This is a genomic window from Phycicoccus sp. CSK15P-2, from assembly GCF_016888005.1.
Lineage (GTDB): Bacteria > Actinomycetota > Actinomycetes > Actinomycetales > Dermatophilaceae > Phycicoccus.
Genome location: NZ_JAFDVE010000004.1, coordinates 1 through 16,224, shown reverse-complemented (window position 1 = coordinate 16,224; position 16,224 = coordinate 1). Strand labels below are relative to the sequence as shown.

Sequence of the window (16,224 nt, the reverse complement as noted above, 5' to 3'; positions counted from 1 at the left end):
CGCCGGTCCGTGATGGTCGGTCGTCGTCGACCGCGGGGGCGACGTGCACTGACGCCCGCCCGGGGCGGCAGCGGGCCTGCCCGCCGGTCACCAGGGTACGGCGAAGGCGTCCGTCACGACCTCCGGCGCGGCCGGGGCGAACGAGGCGTCCCGCAGCAGCGGGTCGAAGGTGAGCCTGGCCGCCGACTCGACCGTCGCCAACGGGACGTGGAGCGTCGCCCAGGTGTCCGGTGGGACGAGCGGCTCGAGCCCGTCCAGGTCCTGCGTCGCGAGGAAGGCCCGGGCCCGGACCCTCCCCGCGTCGACGTACGTGACGACCTTCCAGAACGCCTGTGGCACCTGGATGCCGTCACGGTAGGGCGGGTCGTCGGGCTCGAGCACCGGCCCGGCGTAGACGGTGGCCCGTGGCCAGCCGCTCTCGCGCAGGTGCTCGATGAGCGAGTCCTCGAGCAGGCCCCACACCCCGCCGAGGTGACCCTGGTTGAAGTCGTCCATCTGCGGGGCGATGTTCGTCAGGGTGAAGGACCCGGCGTTCGCCGCCTGCGCCTCGTCCGTCGGGCCCCACGTGACGTCCCGGCGCCGGGCCAGGTGGCCGCGGTCGAGCCGGTTGCGGGTGTAGAAGGACAGCGGCGTCTGGACCTCGGCGGGGACCCGCGGGTCGAGGTGGAAGTCCAGCCCGTCGCGGTCGAGGTCCTCGCGCAGCCCGGGGACGTCGAGGTCCCAGGCCACCCAGCGCGCGAGGCGCCGCGGCCCGCTCAGCGAGACGGTGAAGTGGGGGTAGTCGAGGACGTCCCGCCCCTCGTGCAGGACGACCTCGTCCGCGATCTCGGGGTCGCGGACGGGCGGGTCGACGCGCATCCCGAGGAACTCCGGGTCATGGCCGGTCAGGGTTGCGGAGAACACGGTGCGGACGGCGGCCATGTCGTCGGCGCCGTGCCCCGCACCCGAGGCGCGGGAGAACAGCCCGTGCAGGGCCTCGAGCAGGTCGGTGGGGAAGCCGGTGCCCCGGACGGCGTCGGTCATCAGCCCGAGGTCCTTGACCACGCCGTCGACCTCGAACGACGGCGTCCAGTCCCGCGCCAGCATCGCCCCGCCCTTGACCTTCGCGTAGGGCGCGTCCACGGGCCCGCCCTCGATGGCCTCGAGGAACAGCCGGGGGTCGACGTCGAGGGTCTCGGCGAGCGACAGGGCCTGGGCGACCCCCGCGGTGAGCAGCCCCACCCACGAGTTGCACGCGAGCTTGAGCGCACTGGCCCGGCCGACGCCGTCCCCGGCGACCACCGTCCGGGAGCCCACCGCCTCGAGCACGGGGGCCACCCGCTCCCGCAGCGAGGGCGGACCCGAGAGGAGGACGACGAGCGTGCCGTCCTCCGCGGGCTTGCGGGTGCCGAGGACCGGCGCGTCGAGCACCCGGCCACCACCCATCTCGGCCACCCGGCGAGCGCCGTCCACCCCGACCGTGCCGCACTGCAGCCAGACGGCGTCCGGACCGAGGGCGTCCAGCAGCTCGCGGCCGACCTCCGTCGTGGCGTCGGCGTCGAACAGCATCGTCACGGCGACGTCGGCGCCGTGCACGGCCTCCGCCACCGATCCCGCGACGGTCGCACCGTCGTCCGCGAGGGGGGCCGCCTTGTCCTGGGTGCGGTTCCACACCCGGACCTCGTGGCCCTCGCGCAGCAGCGAGCGGGCCATCCCGCTCCCCATCAGCCCCGTCCCCAGCACCGCGACCTGCACCTGCGTCTCCTGTCGTCGAACGGGCCACCGCACCGGTGGCCCGCGACCCACAATGCCACCGCCGCCGGGCGGGTCGGCGCTCAGGAACCGCCGGTCGGGCCGAAGCGCTCGGTGCGGATCGCCTCCGTCTCGTGCCCGCGCTCCATGAGCAGGCGCGCGGCGGACTCGACGAAGCCGGTCGGCCCGCACACGTACACCCGTGGCGGCACCGCGGTGGCCGTCGGCGCGGGCAGGTCCTCGACGCGCAGCCGGCCCATGGGCCGGACGTCCCCCGGCAGGCCGCCACGCGTGTAGAGGCGGTCGACCCGCAGCCCCGGTGTCGTGTGCGACAGCGCGAAGAGGTCGTTCGTGAACAGCACGTGGTCGGGCGTGCGCGCCGAGTAGACGAGGTGGAACGGCGTCGCCACCCCGGCGCGCACCTTGGCCCGCACCATCGCCATGAGCGGGACGACTCCGGAGCCACCCGCCACGAGCAGCACCGGCCCGTCGAGCCCGGGCGACCAGCGGAACCATCCGCCCACCGGCCCACGGACCTCACACTCGTCACCGGGCTGCATGACGTCGACGAGATGCGGCGACACCTCGCCGGCGCCGACCTTCTGGACCGTGACGACGAGGCGGTCCGGCTCGGGCGCCGCGGCCGTCGAGTACGTGCGCTGCGCGGTGTAGCCGTCCTCGGCGGTGAGCCGGACGTCGACGTGCTGCCCGGCGTCGCCGCCGGGCCAGCCGGGGACGTCGAAGACGAGGGTGCGGGCGGAGCGCGTCTCGAGCCAGGCGTCGTCGAGCCGGGCGCGCAGCCACGGCAGCGGGGCCGGACGCTGCACGTCCACCACGGGTGGGGCGGTCATCCGTCGGCCGTCAGTCGCCGACGTAGCGCTGCTCGCGCCACGGGTCGCCGTACTCGTGGTAGCCGAGCTGCTCCCAGAACCCCGGCCGGTCCTCGCGCAGCAGCTCGATGCCGCTGACCCACTTGGCCGACTTCCACAGGTAGAGGTGCGGGACGAGGAGCCGCGCCGGACCGCCGTGCTCCGGTGCGAGCGGCCTGCCCTCGTAGTGGGTGGCCACCCAGGCGTCGCCGCCCAGGAGGTCGGCGACCGGCAGGTTCGTGGAGTACCCGCCGTGGCCGAGGACGAGCGCGTACCCGGCGTCGGACGGGTCGACCCCGGCGGCGGCGAGCACCTCCGGGACCGGCACGCCGCGCCAGGTGGTGCCCAGCTTGCTCCACTGGGTGACGCAGTGGAGGTCGACGGTGACCTTCTCGGTGCGCAGGGCGGTGAGGTCGGCCCAGGTGAGCCGGCCCCGCGAGCCGTCGACGCCGACGACGTCGAGCGTCCACGTCTCGGTGCGCACGTTCGGGGTGGCCCCGATGGACAGCACGGGGAAGCCGTCCTCGAGGTACTGGCCGGGCGGGATGCGGGGGTCCGGGGGACGGCGGCGGCCGTGGAAGCCGCGGGTGACGACGTTCACCCGGCCATTGTGGCTGCCGGTGGGCCGCGGGTGCGTTGACGTCCGCGGCCCACCGGGGTCTAGACGACGAGCCAGGCGACGGCGGCCGCGGCGAAGCCGACGACGGACAGCACCGTCTCCAGGACGGTCCAGGTCATCAGCGTCTCCTTGACCGTCATGTTGAAGTAGCGCGAGATGATCCAGAACCCGCCGTCGTTGACGTGGCTGAGGATGATCGACCCGGCCGCGATGGCCACCGCGATGACGGCCAGCTGCGGCTGCGAGTAGTCCCCGGCCAGGGTCGGCCCGACGATGCCGCCGGTCGTGACGATCGCGACCGTCGCCGAGCCCTGGGCGATCCGCAGCCCGCACGAGATGACGTAGGCGAGCAGCAGCACGGGCAGCCCGGCGTCGGAGAGCACCGTCGCCAGCGCCTCGCCGACCCCCGTCGTGGCGATGACCTTGCCGAAGAACGCACCGGCACCGACGACGAGCAGGATCATGCCGACCGGGCGCAGCGAGGCACCGGTGAAGCCGGCGATCTCCTCCCGGCTCATGCCGCGGCGCAGGCCGAGCAGCCAGTACGCGAGGAGGACGGCGAGCGTGAGGGCGACCGCCGGGTTCCCGACGAAGGTGAGCACGCTGAGCAGGCGGCTCTCCTCGAGCAGCATCGTGCCGAACGTGGCGCCGAGGATGAGCAGGAGCGGTACGAGGATGACGAGCAGCACCGTCCCGAGGCTCACCGGCGCGAGGGCCTCGCCCTCCTCCTCCGCGTTCTCCCGGCCGCTCTCACCGACGAGCATGTCGGCGGGCACCGAGACCGGCACCCGGGGCGCGACGAGGTACGGGAAGACGAGACCGGCCGCGACGAAGGCCGGGATGCCGCAGACGAAGCCCATGATGATGAGCCACCCGAGGTCGACGCCCAGCAGGCCGCCGAGCGCCGTCGGACCGGGGTGCGGCGGCAGGAACGCGTGGGTCATCGACAGGCCGGCGAGCAGCGGCAGCGCGTAGAGGACGAGCGACTTCCCGCCCCGGTGCGCGGCGACGTACACGAGCGGGGCGAGCACGAAGATGCCGATGTCGAAGAACACCGGGATGCCGAAGATCACGCCGACCACGCCGATGGCGATCGGGGTGCGCTTCTCGCCGAAGACGTCGACGAGCTTGCCGAGCAGGACGTCGGCACCGCCCGAGCGCTCGAGGAGCGAGCCGAGCACGGTGCCGAGCCCGATGATGACCGCGATGTGCCCGAGGACGCCACCGAAGCCCTTCTCGAGGACCGAGTCGCCCGCGCTCAGGGCCGTGCCGACCATCTCCTCCACCGACAGGCCGGCCGCCAGGGCGAGGCCGAGGCCCGCGATGAGGAGGGCGATGAAGGGTTCGAGCTTCACCGTGATGATGAGGACCAGCAGCACGGCGATCGCCGCGGCGCAGAGCAGCAGCAGACCCGGCGTGCTGGTCTGCAGCCAGTCGAGCGCGTTCATGGGTGTACCTCCGAGGGTGGGGTGTGACGGGTCGCTCAGCGCGTGGCGGCGCGGAACGCGGCCGCCCGGGAGGTGATCTCCTCCCAGCGGCCCTGCTCGACGGCGGCCGGTGGCACCACCGAGGTCCCTGCGGTGACGGCGAGGGCGCCGACCCGCAGGTACTCCGCGGCGTTGTCGTCGTCGACTCCGCCGGACGGGATGAGGGGGACCTCCGGGAACGGGCCCCGGAGGTCGGAGAGGTGGCGAGGGCCCAGCGCCCGCGCCGGGAAGATCTTCACGGCGTCGGCGCCCAGGGCGACGGCGGCGGCGACCTCGGTCGGGGTGAGCGCCCCGAGGACGACGGCGGCACCGACGTCGTGCGCGCGGCTCAGTGCCGGGACCGGCGGCCAGACGGTGCACCTCGCGACACTCGAGAACGGCACCGCGGTGTACGTCGCCAAGATCGAGTCGACGACCCCGGTGCGGATGTACTCACGGGTCGGCCTGCCGGCGCCGCTGCACGCCACGGCCGTCGGCAAGGTGCTGCTCGCCGAGCTGCCCACGCGCCACCGTGACGCACTCGTCGACGGCATCGACTTCCACGCGCACACCGACCGCACCATCACCGACCCCGCCGCCTACCGCGCCGAGCTCGACGCCGTCCGTGAGCGCGGCTGGGCCGAGGACGCCGCCGAGCACGAGAGCTTCGTCAACTGCGTCGCCGCGCCCGTACACGACACCGACGGCCGGGTCCTCGCGGCGGTGTCGGTGTCGGTCCCCGACGTGATCCTGCCCCACGACGACGTCGTGGCCCTGCTGCCACAGGTCCTCGAGGCCACCGCGGCCATCGCCGCCGACTGGGCGGCGCACGACCAGCCCTGACCCCCGTCCCGAGGAGGACCCGATGACCGACCGCAGCCGCGACCTGCCCCTGCACACCGAGGACGCCCCGGCGCCCGCACACACCTTCCACCAGGGGGTCGTCAAGGGAGGCCTGCTGCAGGTCTCCGGCCAGGGGCCGGTCGACCCCGCGTCCGGCGAGTACCTGTACCCGGGCGACGTCCGCGCCCAGACCCGGCGGACGCTCGAGAACGTCGAGGCCGTGCTCGCCGCCGGGGGCGCGGGCTTCGAGGACGTGCTCATGCTGCGCGTCTACCTCACCTCGCGGGAGGACTTCGCGGCGATGAACGAGGCCTACGGCGACTTCCTCCTCGAGCGGGTCGGCGAGGGTGTCCTGCCCAGCCGCACCACGGTGATGACCGGCCTGCCGCGCGAGGAGATGCTCGTCGAGATCGACGCCCTCGCCGTCGCCCGCTGACCGCCAGGAGCCACGGAGGCCAGGGCTTCGGCCGGCGCGGGACACGTCGCGTCGTCGCGCCGGGAGAATCCCGCGCCATGGCACCGGTTTCTCGGGGCGCTGCCGCAGCCGGGCCCGGGACGCCCCTCCCCGGTCAGGAGGCCGGGTCGTCCCAGGTGACGTGGAGCTCGTCGCGCTGGCCGAACCGCTCGAGGTGCTCGGCGACGACCCGGGTCCACCGGTCGAGGTCCCCACCGCCGGGCACGCTCGCCTCGAGGTCCAGCACGCCGTCACCGGGGCGCAGGACGACCTCGCCGGAGTCGAGCCGGATGACCGTCGCGCCGCCGGACTCCTCGACCGTGCCCTGGCGCGACCAGTGGCCGGCCAGCTGCTTCGCGTACCGGGCCGGACGGTCGGTGGGCATCGCGCCGCGCCGCGTCGACGAGGCAGCCGGGGACACCGCGCGACACATCCGCACGTGCGGACCGATCTGCGGGTCGTCCCACGGCTCACCGACGACCCCGAACCCCGCGCGCTCGTACAACCCGCGCGCGGGGGTGCGGGCGTTGCACCAGACGAGGTCGCCGCCCCTGCGGACGATCTCGTCGAGCACGCGCACGAGCACCGCCGCGCCCAGCCCGGCACCCCGGCGCTCGGGAGCGGTCGCCATCCCGCGCAGCCGCCACGCGGCCGAGCCGCCGACCGGCTCCGGGCACGGCTCGGGCCCGGCGACGACGCACGCGACGACGTCGTCGCCGTCGAGCACGGCCACCGCGAAGGCCCCCTCGACGTCCATCGACGCCGTCACCTGCTCGACCGACTGGTGCGGCCGCAGCACGCGCTGTCGCAGCGGCGCCGTGCGGCCCGGCTCGACCAGCACCGTCGGGGCGGATGCGCCGTCCGGGGCGGCCACCTCAACCGACCCCGGCGTAGGTCTCGGTGTCGATCTCGGCCAGGGTCGACTCGTTGTAGCGCGGCCCGCTCACCGTGCCCGCGTTGAGCACGCGCCCGGCGGCCGCGAGCGCGTCGCCCGGGACGTGCACGCCGAGTGCCCCGAGGTTCTCGGTGAGGTGCCGGACCGACCGCGTTCCCGGGATGGCGAGGACGTGCTCGCCACGCGAGAGCACCCACGCGAGCGCCAGCTGCGCCACGGTGCACCCGGAGGAGCGTGCGATGCCGTCGAGCTGCTCGCGCAGCGCGAGGTTGGCCGGGTAGTGCTCGGCACCGAACCGTGGCATCTTCCGGCGGATGTCCTTCTCGGGCAGGGCGTCGAGGTCGGGCGGCGCCGAGGTGAGGACCCCGCGGGCCAAGGGGCTGAACGCGACGAGCGCGACGCCCAGCTCGCGGGTGGCCTCGAGCGTGCCGAGCTCGGGGTTGCGCGACCACAGGCTGTACTCGTTCTGCAGCGCGGCGACGGGATGCACCGCGTGCGCCCGGCGCAGGGTGGCGGCCGACGCCTCGGACAGGCCGATCGCCCGGACCTTCCCCGCCTCGATCAGCCCGGCGAGCGCGCCGACGCTCTCCTCGACCGGCACCGCGCGGTCGACCCGGTGCAGGTAGTAGAGGTCGATGACGTCGGTGCCGAGCCGGTCGAGGGCAGCGTCGCAGGTGGCGCGGATGGTCTCGGGCCGCCCGTCGATGACGCGCGTGCCGTCGACGCCGGTCATCCCGCACTTCGAGGCGAGGACGATCTCGTCCCGGTGCGGCCCGAGCACCCGGCCGACGAGCTCCTCGTTCGCGCCGAAGCCGTAGAGCGCCGCGGTGTCGAAGAGCGTGACGCCGGCGTCGAGGGCGGCGAGCAGCAGCCGCTCGGCGTCGTCCGGCGACGGGGCCTCGCCATAGGCGTGGCTGAGGTTCATGCACCCCAGCCCGAGAGCGGGGACCTCGAACGGGCCGATCGTGCGGGTCGGTGCGAGTGCCGTCACGACGGGCTCTGCGCGTCGAGCTGCTGTTCGAGCGCGGCGAGGGTCCGGTAGCACGGCATGACCTTGGCCACCGACGCCCGGGGCTGCTCGCCACTGCGGATGCACGCGACGAAGTCCCGGTCCTGGAGCTCGATGCCGTCCATCGAGACGTCGACGTCGCTGACGTCGATCTCCTCGTCCTCGCCGGTGACGAGGTCGTCGTACCGGGCGACGCAGGTGCCGGTGTCGCCGATGTACCGGAAGAACGTGCCGAACGGCCCGTCGTTGTTGAACGACAGCGAGAGCGTGCAGATGGCGCCGTTCTCGGCGCGCAGCTGCACCGACATGTCCATCGCGATGCCGAGCTCGGGGTGGGTCGGCCCCTGGATCGCGTTGGCCTGCACGACCGGCGAGTCCGTCTGGTAGGCGAAGAGGTCGACGGTGTGCGCCGCGTGGTGCCACAGCAGGTGGTCGGTCCACGAGCGCGGCTCCCCGAGCGCGTTCTTGTTCTCGCGCCGGAAGAAGAACGTCTGCACGTCCATCTGCTGGATGGACAGCTCGCCGGCCGCGATCCGCCGGCGCACCCACTGGTGGCTCGGGTTGTACCTCCGGGTGTGGCCGACCATGGCGACGAGGCCGCTGCGCTCCTGCGCGGCGACCACCGCCTCGGCGTCGGCGAGCGAGTCGGCCATCGGGATCTCGACGGCGACGTGCTTGCCGGCGTCGAGGCACGCGATGGCCTGCTCGGCGTGCACCGGCGTGGGGGTGGCGAGGACGACACCGTCGACGTCGTCGCGACCGAGCACGTCGTCGAGCCCGCCGACGGCGAGGTCGCCGAGGTCCTGCTTCTCGGCGAACCGCCGGGCGTTCTCGAGGCTGTCGCTCGCGACGGCGGTGATGTCGACGCCGTCGATGCGCTGCAAGGCCGCCGCGTGCTTGGCGCCGAACGCGCCGCCACCGACGAGGGCGATCCGGACAGGGTGGTCCGAGGTCATCTCACTCCTTCTCCGCGGACACCGTGGCCCGCGGGTGGTTCTCGAGGATCAGGTGGCCGACGGCCGTGTTCGAGGCGGGCACGTGGTAGAAGCGGTGCTTGACCTCGACCTCACCATCTCCGGTGATGTCGCTCATCGCACCCCGGGCGATGAACCACATGACGAGCTCGATGCCCTCCGAGCCGGCCTCCTCGACGTACTCCAGGTGCGGCACCTGCGCGAGCGACGCGGGGTCCTCGACGAGGGCGTCCATCCAGCGGTTGTCCCACTCGGCGTTGATCAGGCCGGCGCGCGGACCCTGGAGCTGGTGGCTCATCCCGCCGGTCCCCCAGATCTGGACGTTGAGCGGCTTGTCGTAGGACTCGATGGCGCGGCGCAGCGCCTGGCCGAGCGCGAAGCAGCGCTCCCCCGACGGGATCGGGTACTGGACGACGTTGACGTGGAACGGGATGACCTTGCACGGCCACCTCTCGACGTCGCCGAACATCAGCGACAGCGGCACGGTCAGGCCGTGGTCGACGGTCATCTCGTTGACGAGGGTGAGGTCGAAGTCCTCGCGGATCAGGCTGTGCGCGATGTGCGCCGCGAAGTCCGGGTCGCCGTCGATGCCCGGCACCGGACGCGGCCCGTACCCCTCGTCGGCCGCCGGGTAGGAGGCGCCGGTGCCGAGGACGAAGGTGGGGATGAGCGAGAGGTCGAACGCCGTCGCGTGGTCGTTGTAGACGAGGAAGACGACGTCGGGGGTGTTCTCCTTCTCGTACTCCTTGGAGTACTCGTAGCCGTCGAAGACGGCCTTCCAGTACGGCTCCTCGGTCTTGTGCTGGTCCCACGCGGCGCCGATGGCCGGGACGTGCGAGGTGAAGACCGAGCCGGTGATCGTCGGACGCTCGTCCGGACCGGTCGTGTCCTCGGCCTTGTAGTGCCCCTCGCGGACCTGGTCGGCGATCCGGTTGCCCTCGATGGAGCGCCCGCCGTGCAGCATCATGTCGCGGTAGTCCTGCTCGGACATGCCGGTCATCGAGCCGGCCATCTGCTGGAAGGACAGCCCGAGCGTCGCACCCCACTTCGAGAGGAAGTAGATGTTGCCGCCCTCGGCGATGGCCGCGTTGAGGTCGCGGTCGAGGAGGGCCTGCTTCTGCTTCTCGGTGAGGGGCCACTCGTCGAGGTAGGCCCGCTCGTCGGCGAGGTAGCGCTCCCGGTTCGCGGCCTTCATCAGGGACATGCAGAACTGGTTGAGGTGGTAGCCCTTGGCCGACTGCTCGGCGTCGAAGATCGTCGTGCCCGGGACCTTCTTGTAGGTCTTGTCGAGTGACATGTGCGGCTCCAATCGTGGATGGCGGTCAGGAGGCGTCCGGCCAGTACAGACGCATCGGGTTGTCGACGAGGAGCTTCCGCTGGAGCTTCTCGGTGGGGGCGATGTGCGGGACGACGTCCACGAGCAGGCCGTCGTCGGGCATGTGGCTCTCGAGGTTCGGGTGCGGCCAGTCCGTACCCCAGAGGACCCGGTCGGGAAACTCCTCGACGACGCGGCGGGCGAACGGGACGACGTCGCGGTAGGCCTCCTGCTCGCCGTCCAGCGCCGGCGGCCCGGTGACGGTGAGCCGCTCGGGGCAGGTGACCTTGCACCAGGTGTCCGGCTTGGCGCGCAGGAGGTCGAGGAAGGCCTCGAACTCGGGCCCGTGCGGGTCCTTCGTGACGTCGGGCCGGCCCATGTGGTCGACGACGAGCGGCACCGGGACGGAGAGGAAGAAGTCGCGCAGCGCCGCGAGGTCGGGTGCCTCGAAGTAGATGACGACGTGCCAGCCGAGCGGCGCGATGCGCTCGACGACCTGCTGGAGGGCGTCGGTGGGGACGGCGTCGACGAGCCGCTTCACGAAGTTGAACCGGACGCCGCGGACGCCGGCCTCGTGCAGCTCGGCGAGCTCGGCGTCGGTGACCGCCGGCCGGACGGTGGCGACTCCCCTGGCCCGGCCGCCGGAGGCGCGCAGGGCATCGACCATCGCGCTGTTGTCGGCGCCGTGGCAGGTGGCCTGGACGACGACGTTGCGGGCGAAGCCGAGGTGATCGCGCAGCGCGAAGAGCTGGTCCTTCGAGGCGTCGCACGGCGTGTACTTGCGCTCCGGCGCGAAGGGGAACTCGTCCCCGGGACCGAAGACGTGGCAGTGCGCGTCGACGGCCCCCTCGGGCAGCCGGAAGCGCGGCGTGCTCGGGCCGGCGTACCAGTCGAGCCAGCCGGGGGTCTTCTCGAACGTCGGCATGCTCAGTCCTCGTACCGGAGGCCGAGCTCGCCGAGCGGCTCGCGCATCCCGTAGATGTCCAGGCCGAGCTCGCCGGCCCGGAAGCGCTGCCGCTTCTCCTCCTCGTTCGCCTCGCGCGTCGCCGAGGCCTCGGCGACGTCGGCGGCCCGCTCACGGGGGACGACGACGACGCCGTCGACGTCCGCGACCACGACGTCACCCGGCCGGACGAGAGCGTTCGCGCACACGACGGGAACGTTGACCGAGCCGAGCGTCGCCTTGACCGTGCCCTTGGCGTTCACGGCGCGGGAGAAGACGGGGAAGTCCATCCGCTCGAGGTCGGCGACGTCACGCACGCCGCCGTCGATGACGAGGCCGCGGGCGCCGCGTGCACGGAACGAGGTGGCGAGCAGCTCACCGAAGAAGCCGTCCTCCGACTCGGTCGTGCAGGCCGCGACGACGACGTCACCCTCGCGGACCTGCTCGGCGGCGACGTGCATCATCCAGTTGTCGCCGGGCTGGAGCAGGACGGTGACCGCGGTGCCGCACAGGCGGGCACCGGGGTACACCGGCCGTACGTAGGGACGCAGCAGACCCACCCGCCCCATCGCCTCGTGGACGGTCGCCACGCCGAAGGCGGAGAGCGCCTCGACCGCGGCCGGGTCGGCCCGCTCGATCGAGGTGTGGACGACACCGAGCTCGGTGTGCTGCATGGAGGCTCCTGTCACTGACCGGCCGCGAGGCGCGCGGCGAGGCGGGGGTAGACGCGCAGTGCGTTGCCGGAGTAGACGGCCTCGCGCTCGGTGTCGGTGAGGTTGGGGGTGGCGTCGACGTACCGCTTGGTGTCGTCGAAGTGGTGGCCGGTGTCGGGGTCGATGTCGCGGACCGCGCCGATCATCTCGCTCGCGAACAGGACGGCGCTGCTCGGGACGACCTCCGTGAGGAGGTCGAGACCGGGCTGGTGGTACACGCAGGTGTCGAACGAGACGTTCTCGAGCAGCTCGACCGGGTCGGGGCGCCCCAGCGCCATCGCGAGGCCCCGGAAGCGGCCCCAGTGGTAGGGCACCGCGCCGCCGCCGTGCGGGATGACGAGGCGGAGCGTCGGGAAGTCGGCGAAGAGGTCACCCTGGACGAGCTGCATGAACGCCGTCGTGTCGGCGTTGAGGTAGTGCGCACCGGTCGTGTGGAAAGCGTCGTTGCACGAGGTGCTCACGTGGACCATCGCCGGGACGTCGAGCTCGCACATCGCCTCGTACACGGGGTACCAGGAGCGGTCGGTGAGCGGCGGCGCCGTCCAGTGTCCGCCGGACGGGTCCGGGTTGAGGTTGACGACCACGGCGCCGAGCTCCTCGACGGCGCGGCGCAGCTCGGGCACGACCGTCGCGGGGTCGACGCCCGGCGACTGCGGGAGCATCGCGCCCATCGCGAAGCGCTCGGGGAACAGCGTGCTCACCCGGTGGACGAGGTCGTTGCAGATCCTCGACCACGTCGAGGAGACCTCGAAGTCGCCGATGTGGTGGGCCATGAAGCTCGCCCGCGGGGAGAAGACCGTGAGGTCGCTGCCGCGCTTGTCCATCATCCGCAGCTGGTTCTGCTCGATGGCCTCGCGGAGCTCGTCGTCGGTGATGACGAGGTCGCCTTCGTCGGGGGCGTTCGCCGGGTCGCCGACGGCGGCGACCTGCCGCTCGCGCCAGTCGGCGAGCGGCTGCGGTGCGGTGGTGAAGTGACCGTGACAGTCGATGATCACGCGTGCGTCTCCGTTCGGGGTCTCAGGACTCGCGGGTGGGCCATCCGGTGTACTGCTCCGCGAGGTACGTCCGCCCCGCCCGCGTGCCGACGACGTTGTCGAGCTCGCCCACCTGGCGCCGGTGGTCGAAGTCGCCGGTCCCCGGAGCGGTGTGCAGCAGCTGGGTCATCCAGTAGCTGAAGTTCTGCGCCCGCCACACGCGTTGGAGGGCCCGCGGCTGGTACTCCTCGAGCACGGCGTCGTCACCGGTGCCGAGGGCCCGGGTGAGCACGTCGGCGAGCACCTTGACGTCGTGCAGGGCGAGGTTGAGGCCCCGGGCCCCCGTGGGCGGCACGGTGTGCGCGGCGTCGCCGGCGAGGCACATCGAGCCCCAGCGCATGGGCTGCTGGACGAAGGAGCGGAAGCGCAGCACGGTCTTCTCGAAGACCGGCCCCTCCTTCAGGCGGAACCCGTCCTCGCCCGCGACCCGGGCCTGCAGGGTCTCCCAGATCCGCTCGTCGGGCCAGGAGTCGACGTCCTCGTCGGGGTCGCACTGGAAGTACATCCGCTGGACCGTCTCGGTGCGCTGGCTGATCAGCGCGAAGCCGTGCTCGGACTGGGCGTAGACGAGCTCGGGGGCGCTCATCGGCGCCTCGGCGAGGATGCCGAACCAGGCGAAGGGGTACTCCTTGGCGAACCGGTGGCGGCGGCCCTCGGGGACGAGGTCCCGGCACATGCTGCGCGAGCCGTCGGCGCCCACGACGTAGCGGGCGCGGATCTCGTGCCGCGCGCCGTCCTCCGCGGTGAACCGCACCCGCGGGTGGTCGGTCTCGATGTCGAGGACCTCGGTGTCGGAGATGCCGAAGTGGACGGTGCCGCCGTCCCGCGCGCGGGCGTCGGCGAGGTCGATGAAGACGTCGGTCTGCGGGTAGAGCCACACCGACTCGCCGACGAGCTCCTTGAAGTGGATGCGGTGGGCCCGGCCGTCGAAGCGCAGCTCGGTGCCCTCGTGCTCGTGCCCGTCCCGCAGGATGCGGTCCGAGACCCCGGTCTCGACCAGGTCGCGGGCGGCGCCGGCCTCGAGGATGCCGGCCCGGTGGGTCGTCTCGATCTCGTGCCGCGTGCGGGTGTCCACGGCGATGCTCTCGACGCCGGCCCGGGCGAGCAGGTGGGTGAGCATGAGTCCGGCCGGCCCGCCTCCCACGACCACGACCGGGACGTCACTCACGTGGTCGGTACCGAGGTCCGCCATGGTGCTCCTTCGAGGTCGGGGTGCTCCTCCCGACCCTCACACCGGCCGGAGGCTGCGTCAGCATGGATTCCGCCTGACGGAAACATCCACGTCAGACCGCCTCCACCCGACCGGCCCCGGCACCAGCCCGGCGCCCGAGCTCTCCGGAGATGCCCTGGGCGGCACGGAGGACGGCCACCCGCAGCGCACGGACCCGCTCCGCGCCCGGGTCCGCCGCGACGACCACGCCGAGCGCCGCGTGGACCGGGCCGGCCGGGCCGATGCGGACCGGCGCCGCGACGGCGAGGGTGCTCTCGGACAGCTGGCGGTCGCTGACCACGACCTGCTCGCGCCGGATGCCGTTGAGCTGGGCACGCAGCACGGCCGAGTCGGTGATCGTGTGCTGGGTCCACGCCCGCAGCGGCTGCTCGAGCACCGCCTCCTGGATGTCCGACGGCGCGTGGGCCAGCAGCACCCGGCCCATCCCCGTCGCGGCGATGGGGAAGCGGGACCCGACCATCGTCACGAGCTCCACCGACCGGTGACCGGCGATGCGCTCGACGAAGACGAGCTCGGTGCCCTCGCGGACGGCGAGCTGGATGTTCTCGTGCGTCGCCTCGTAGAGGTCCTGGAGGAACGGGAGCGCGACGTCCCGCAGGATCTGGCCACGCGGGCAGACCGAGGCCACCTCCCAGAGGCGCAGCCCGACGTGCCACGACCCGTCGGGACCGCGCTCGAGGGCACCCCAGCCGGCGAGCTCGGCGACGACGCGATGGGCCGTGCTCAGCGGCATCCCGGTGGCCCGGGCGATCTGCGACAGGCTCTGGCTCTGCCGCTCGCGGTCGAACGTCGCGAGCACGGCGAGCACCTTGCCCGCGGCGGTGGGACGTCCTTCCATGGCCGCAGTCTCGCACCGGCACGGCGACCGGGCGCCTCCTGCCCGGACTCGGCGGGACGACGAGTCCGGGCAGCGAACCGCATCACGGATCGGTAACGATCGTCATCGATCCGGTTGAGAATATTGTCAACAATCCTGTGGACTCTCCCCCGGCACCCTCGACGACGAGGGCGTCAGACCTCAGGAGGAGCACATGGAGCTCACCACCACATCCCGCCGGATCAGCCGCAGGACCGGCCTCGCGGCCCTCGGCGCCACCGTTGCGCTCACACTGGCCGCGTGCGGCTCCGGCGACGACGGCGTACCCGGCGCCGACGACACCGGCTCCGGCGACGGCGCCACGACGCCCATCTCCGTCGGCGTCATCCCGATCCTCGACGTCGCGCCGATCTACCTCGGCGTCGAGAAGGGCTTCTTCGAGGAGCAGGGCCTCGACGTCACGCTCGAACCCGCACAGGGCGGCGCCGCGATCATCCCCGGGGTGACCAGCGGCCAGTACCAGTTCGGCTTCAGCAACACGACGTCCCTCCTGCTCGCCACCGACAAGGAGCTCGGCGTCAAGGTCGTCGCCTCCGGCAACCAGGCCACCGACGACCCCGCGAAGGACATGGCCGGCATCCTCGTGCCCGCCGACAGCGACATCACGGGCCCGAAGGACCTCGCCGGCAAGAAGGTCGCCGTCAACACCCTGAACAACATCAACACGACGACGATCAACAAGCTCGTGCGTGACGCCGGCGGCGACCCCTCCGGCATCGAGTACGTCGAGCTCGCCTTCCCCGACATCCCCGCGGCGGTCGCGTCCGGGGACGTCGACGCCGGACAGGTCGTCGAGCCGTTCGTCACCGTCGGCACCGGCCAGGGCATGACGAACATCGGGTCGAACTACGCCGGCGTCGAGCCCGGCCTGCAGGTCGCGATGTACTTCACGTCGACCGACTACGCCGAGCAGAACCCCGACGTCGTCGAGAAGTTCACGACCGCGATGACCGAGTCCCTGAGCTACGCCCAGGAGCACGAGGACGAGACGCGCGCCGTCCTCCTCACCTACACCAAGATCGACGAGGAGGCCTCGCAGAAGGTGGTCCTGCCGCAGTTCGGCAAGGACGTCGACACCGAGTCGGTGCAGCTGCTCGCCGACCTCGGCACCGAGGACGGCCTGTTCGGCTCCGCGCCGGACCTCTCGGTCCTCCTGCCGTGACAGCTCCGTGCGCCCCCGGGGGGGCGGGCCCCCGGGGGGGGGGCCCCCCCGCGGGTGCTTCTCGTGTTTCGTACCCACCCCCACCCCGC

17 protein-coding genes are annotated in these 16,224 nt (G+C 72.7%); 3 read left to right on the top strand and 14 right to left on the bottom strand.

Going from position 1 to position 16,224, the window contains the following annotated elements:
- Positions 1-87: 87 nt before the first annotated feature.
- From JQN72_RS02945 to JQN72_RS02925, 5 genes are all read right to left on the bottom strand, one after another.
- Positions 88-1,734 carry a DNA/RNA non-specific endonuclease gene (locus JQN72_RS02945; RefSeq protein ID WP_204133675.1) on the bottom strand — a complete coding sequence of 549 codons (1,647 nt, stop codon included), beginning with the start codon at positions 1,732-1,734 and terminating at the stop codon, positions 88-90.
- Positions 1,735-1,814: 80 nt separating this feature from the next.
- Entirely contained in the window at positions 1,815-2,582 is a 768-nt protein-coding gene (locus JQN72_RS02940; RefSeq protein ID WP_204133674.1) for an FAD-binding oxidoreductase, read from the bottom strand.
- Between the two features lie 10 nt (positions 2,583-2,592).
- Positions 2,593-3,201 (bottom strand): sulfite oxidase-like oxidoreductase, encoded by a 609-nt coding sequence (locus JQN72_RS02935; RefSeq protein WP_204133673.1) that lies wholly within the window; start codon positions 3,199-3,201, stop codon positions 2,593-2,595.
- Positions 3,202-3,260: 59 nt separating this feature from the next.
- Positions 3,261-4,667, bottom strand: coding sequence for a GntP family permease (locus JQN72_RS02930; RefSeq protein WP_204133672.1), 1,407 nt, complete (start codon positions 4,665-4,667; stop codon positions 3,261-3,263).
- A gap of 35 nt (positions 4,668-4,702) precedes the next feature.
- On the bottom strand, positions 4,703-5,107 hold the full coding sequence (locus tag JQN72_RS02925) for a bifunctional 4-hydroxy-2-oxoglutarate aldolase/2-dehydro-3-deoxy-phosphogluconate aldolase (RefSeq protein ID WP_239100034.1): 405 nt from the start codon (positions 5,105-5,107) through the stop codon (positions 4,703-4,705).
- Between JQN72_RS02925 and JQN72_RS02920 the strand changes: the two genes are divergently transcribed.
- A complete protein-coding gene (locus JQN72_RS02920; protein ID WP_307812383.1) occupies positions 5,094-5,528 on the top strand; it encodes an IclR family transcriptional regulator in 435 nt (144 codons plus the stop codon). The two genes, JQN72_RS02925 and JQN72_RS02920, sit on opposite strands and share 14 nt — an antisense overlap.
- A 22-nt stretch (positions 5,529-5,550) precedes the next feature.
- Entirely contained in the window at positions 5,551-5,964 is a 414-nt protein-coding gene (locus JQN72_RS02915) for a RidA family protein (RefSeq protein ID WP_204133669.1), read from the top strand.
- A gap of 133 nt (positions 5,965-6,097) precedes the next feature.
- Here the strand turns inward: JQN72_RS02915 and JQN72_RS02910 are convergent, their stop codons facing one another.
- From JQN72_RS02910 to JQN72_RS02870, 9 genes are all read right to left on the bottom strand, one after another.
- Entirely contained in the window at positions 6,098-6,856 is a 759-nt protein-coding gene (locus tag JQN72_RS02910) for a GNAT family N-acetyltransferase (protein WP_204133668.1), read from the bottom strand.
- Position 6,857: 1 nt separating this feature from the next.
- Entirely contained in the window at positions 6,858-7,868 is a 1,011-nt protein-coding gene (locus JQN72_RS02905; RefSeq protein ID WP_307812382.1) for an aldo/keto reductase, read from the bottom strand.
- A complete protein-coding gene (locus JQN72_RS02900; protein ID WP_204133667.1) occupies positions 7,865-8,842 on the bottom strand; it encodes a Gfo/Idh/MocA family oxidoreductase in 978 nt (325 codons plus the stop codon). The genes JQN72_RS02905 and JQN72_RS02900 overlap by 4 nt, the downstream gene beginning before the upstream one ends.
- A 1-nt stretch (position 8,843) precedes the next feature.
- Positions 8,844-10,157, bottom strand: a complete 1,314-nt coding sequence (ligA, locus tag JQN72_RS02895) for a protocatechuate 4,5-dioxygenase subunit alpha (protein WP_204133666.1) — start codon at positions 10,155-10,157, stop codon at positions 8,844-8,846.
- 25 nt (positions 10,158-10,182) lie between these two features.
- A complete protein-coding gene (locus tag JQN72_RS02890) occupies positions 10,183-11,100 on the bottom strand; it encodes an amidohydrolase family protein (RefSeq protein WP_204133665.1) in 918 nt (305 codons plus the stop codon).
- Positions 11,101-11,102: 2 nt separating this feature from the next.
- Positions 11,103-11,792 carry a 4-carboxy-4-hydroxy-2-oxoadipate aldolase/oxaloacetate decarboxylase gene (gene ligK, locus JQN72_RS02885; protein ID WP_204133664.1) on the bottom strand — a complete coding sequence of 230 codons (690 nt, stop codon included), beginning with the start codon at positions 11,790-11,792 and terminating at the stop codon, positions 11,103-11,105.
- An 11-nt stretch (positions 11,793-11,803) separates the two neighbouring features.
- Entirely contained in the window at positions 11,804-12,826 is a 1,023-nt protein-coding gene (locus JQN72_RS02880) for an amidohydrolase family protein (RefSeq protein WP_204133663.1), read from the bottom strand.
- A gap of 22 nt (positions 12,827-12,848) precedes the next feature.
- Positions 12,849-14,057 carry a 4-hydroxybenzoate 3-monooxygenase gene (locus tag JQN72_RS02875; RefSeq protein ID WP_204133662.1) on the bottom strand — a complete coding sequence of 403 codons (1,209 nt, stop codon included), beginning with the start codon at positions 14,055-14,057 and terminating at the stop codon, positions 12,849-12,851.
- 91 nt (positions 14,058-14,148) lie between these two features.
- Positions 14,149-14,934, bottom strand: a complete 786-nt coding sequence (locus JQN72_RS02870) for an IclR family transcriptional regulator (RefSeq protein ID WP_204133661.1) — start codon at positions 14,932-14,934, stop codon at positions 14,149-14,151.
- A 193-nt stretch (positions 14,935-15,127) separates the two neighbouring features.
- Between JQN72_RS02870 and JQN72_RS02865 the strand changes: the two genes are divergently transcribed.
- Positions 15,128-16,135 (top strand): ABC transporter substrate-binding protein, encoded by a 1,008-nt coding sequence (locus JQN72_RS02865; protein WP_204133660.1) that lies wholly within the window; start codon positions 15,128-15,130, stop codon positions 16,133-16,135.
- The last annotated feature ends 89 nt before the right edge of the window (positions 16,136-16,224 follow it).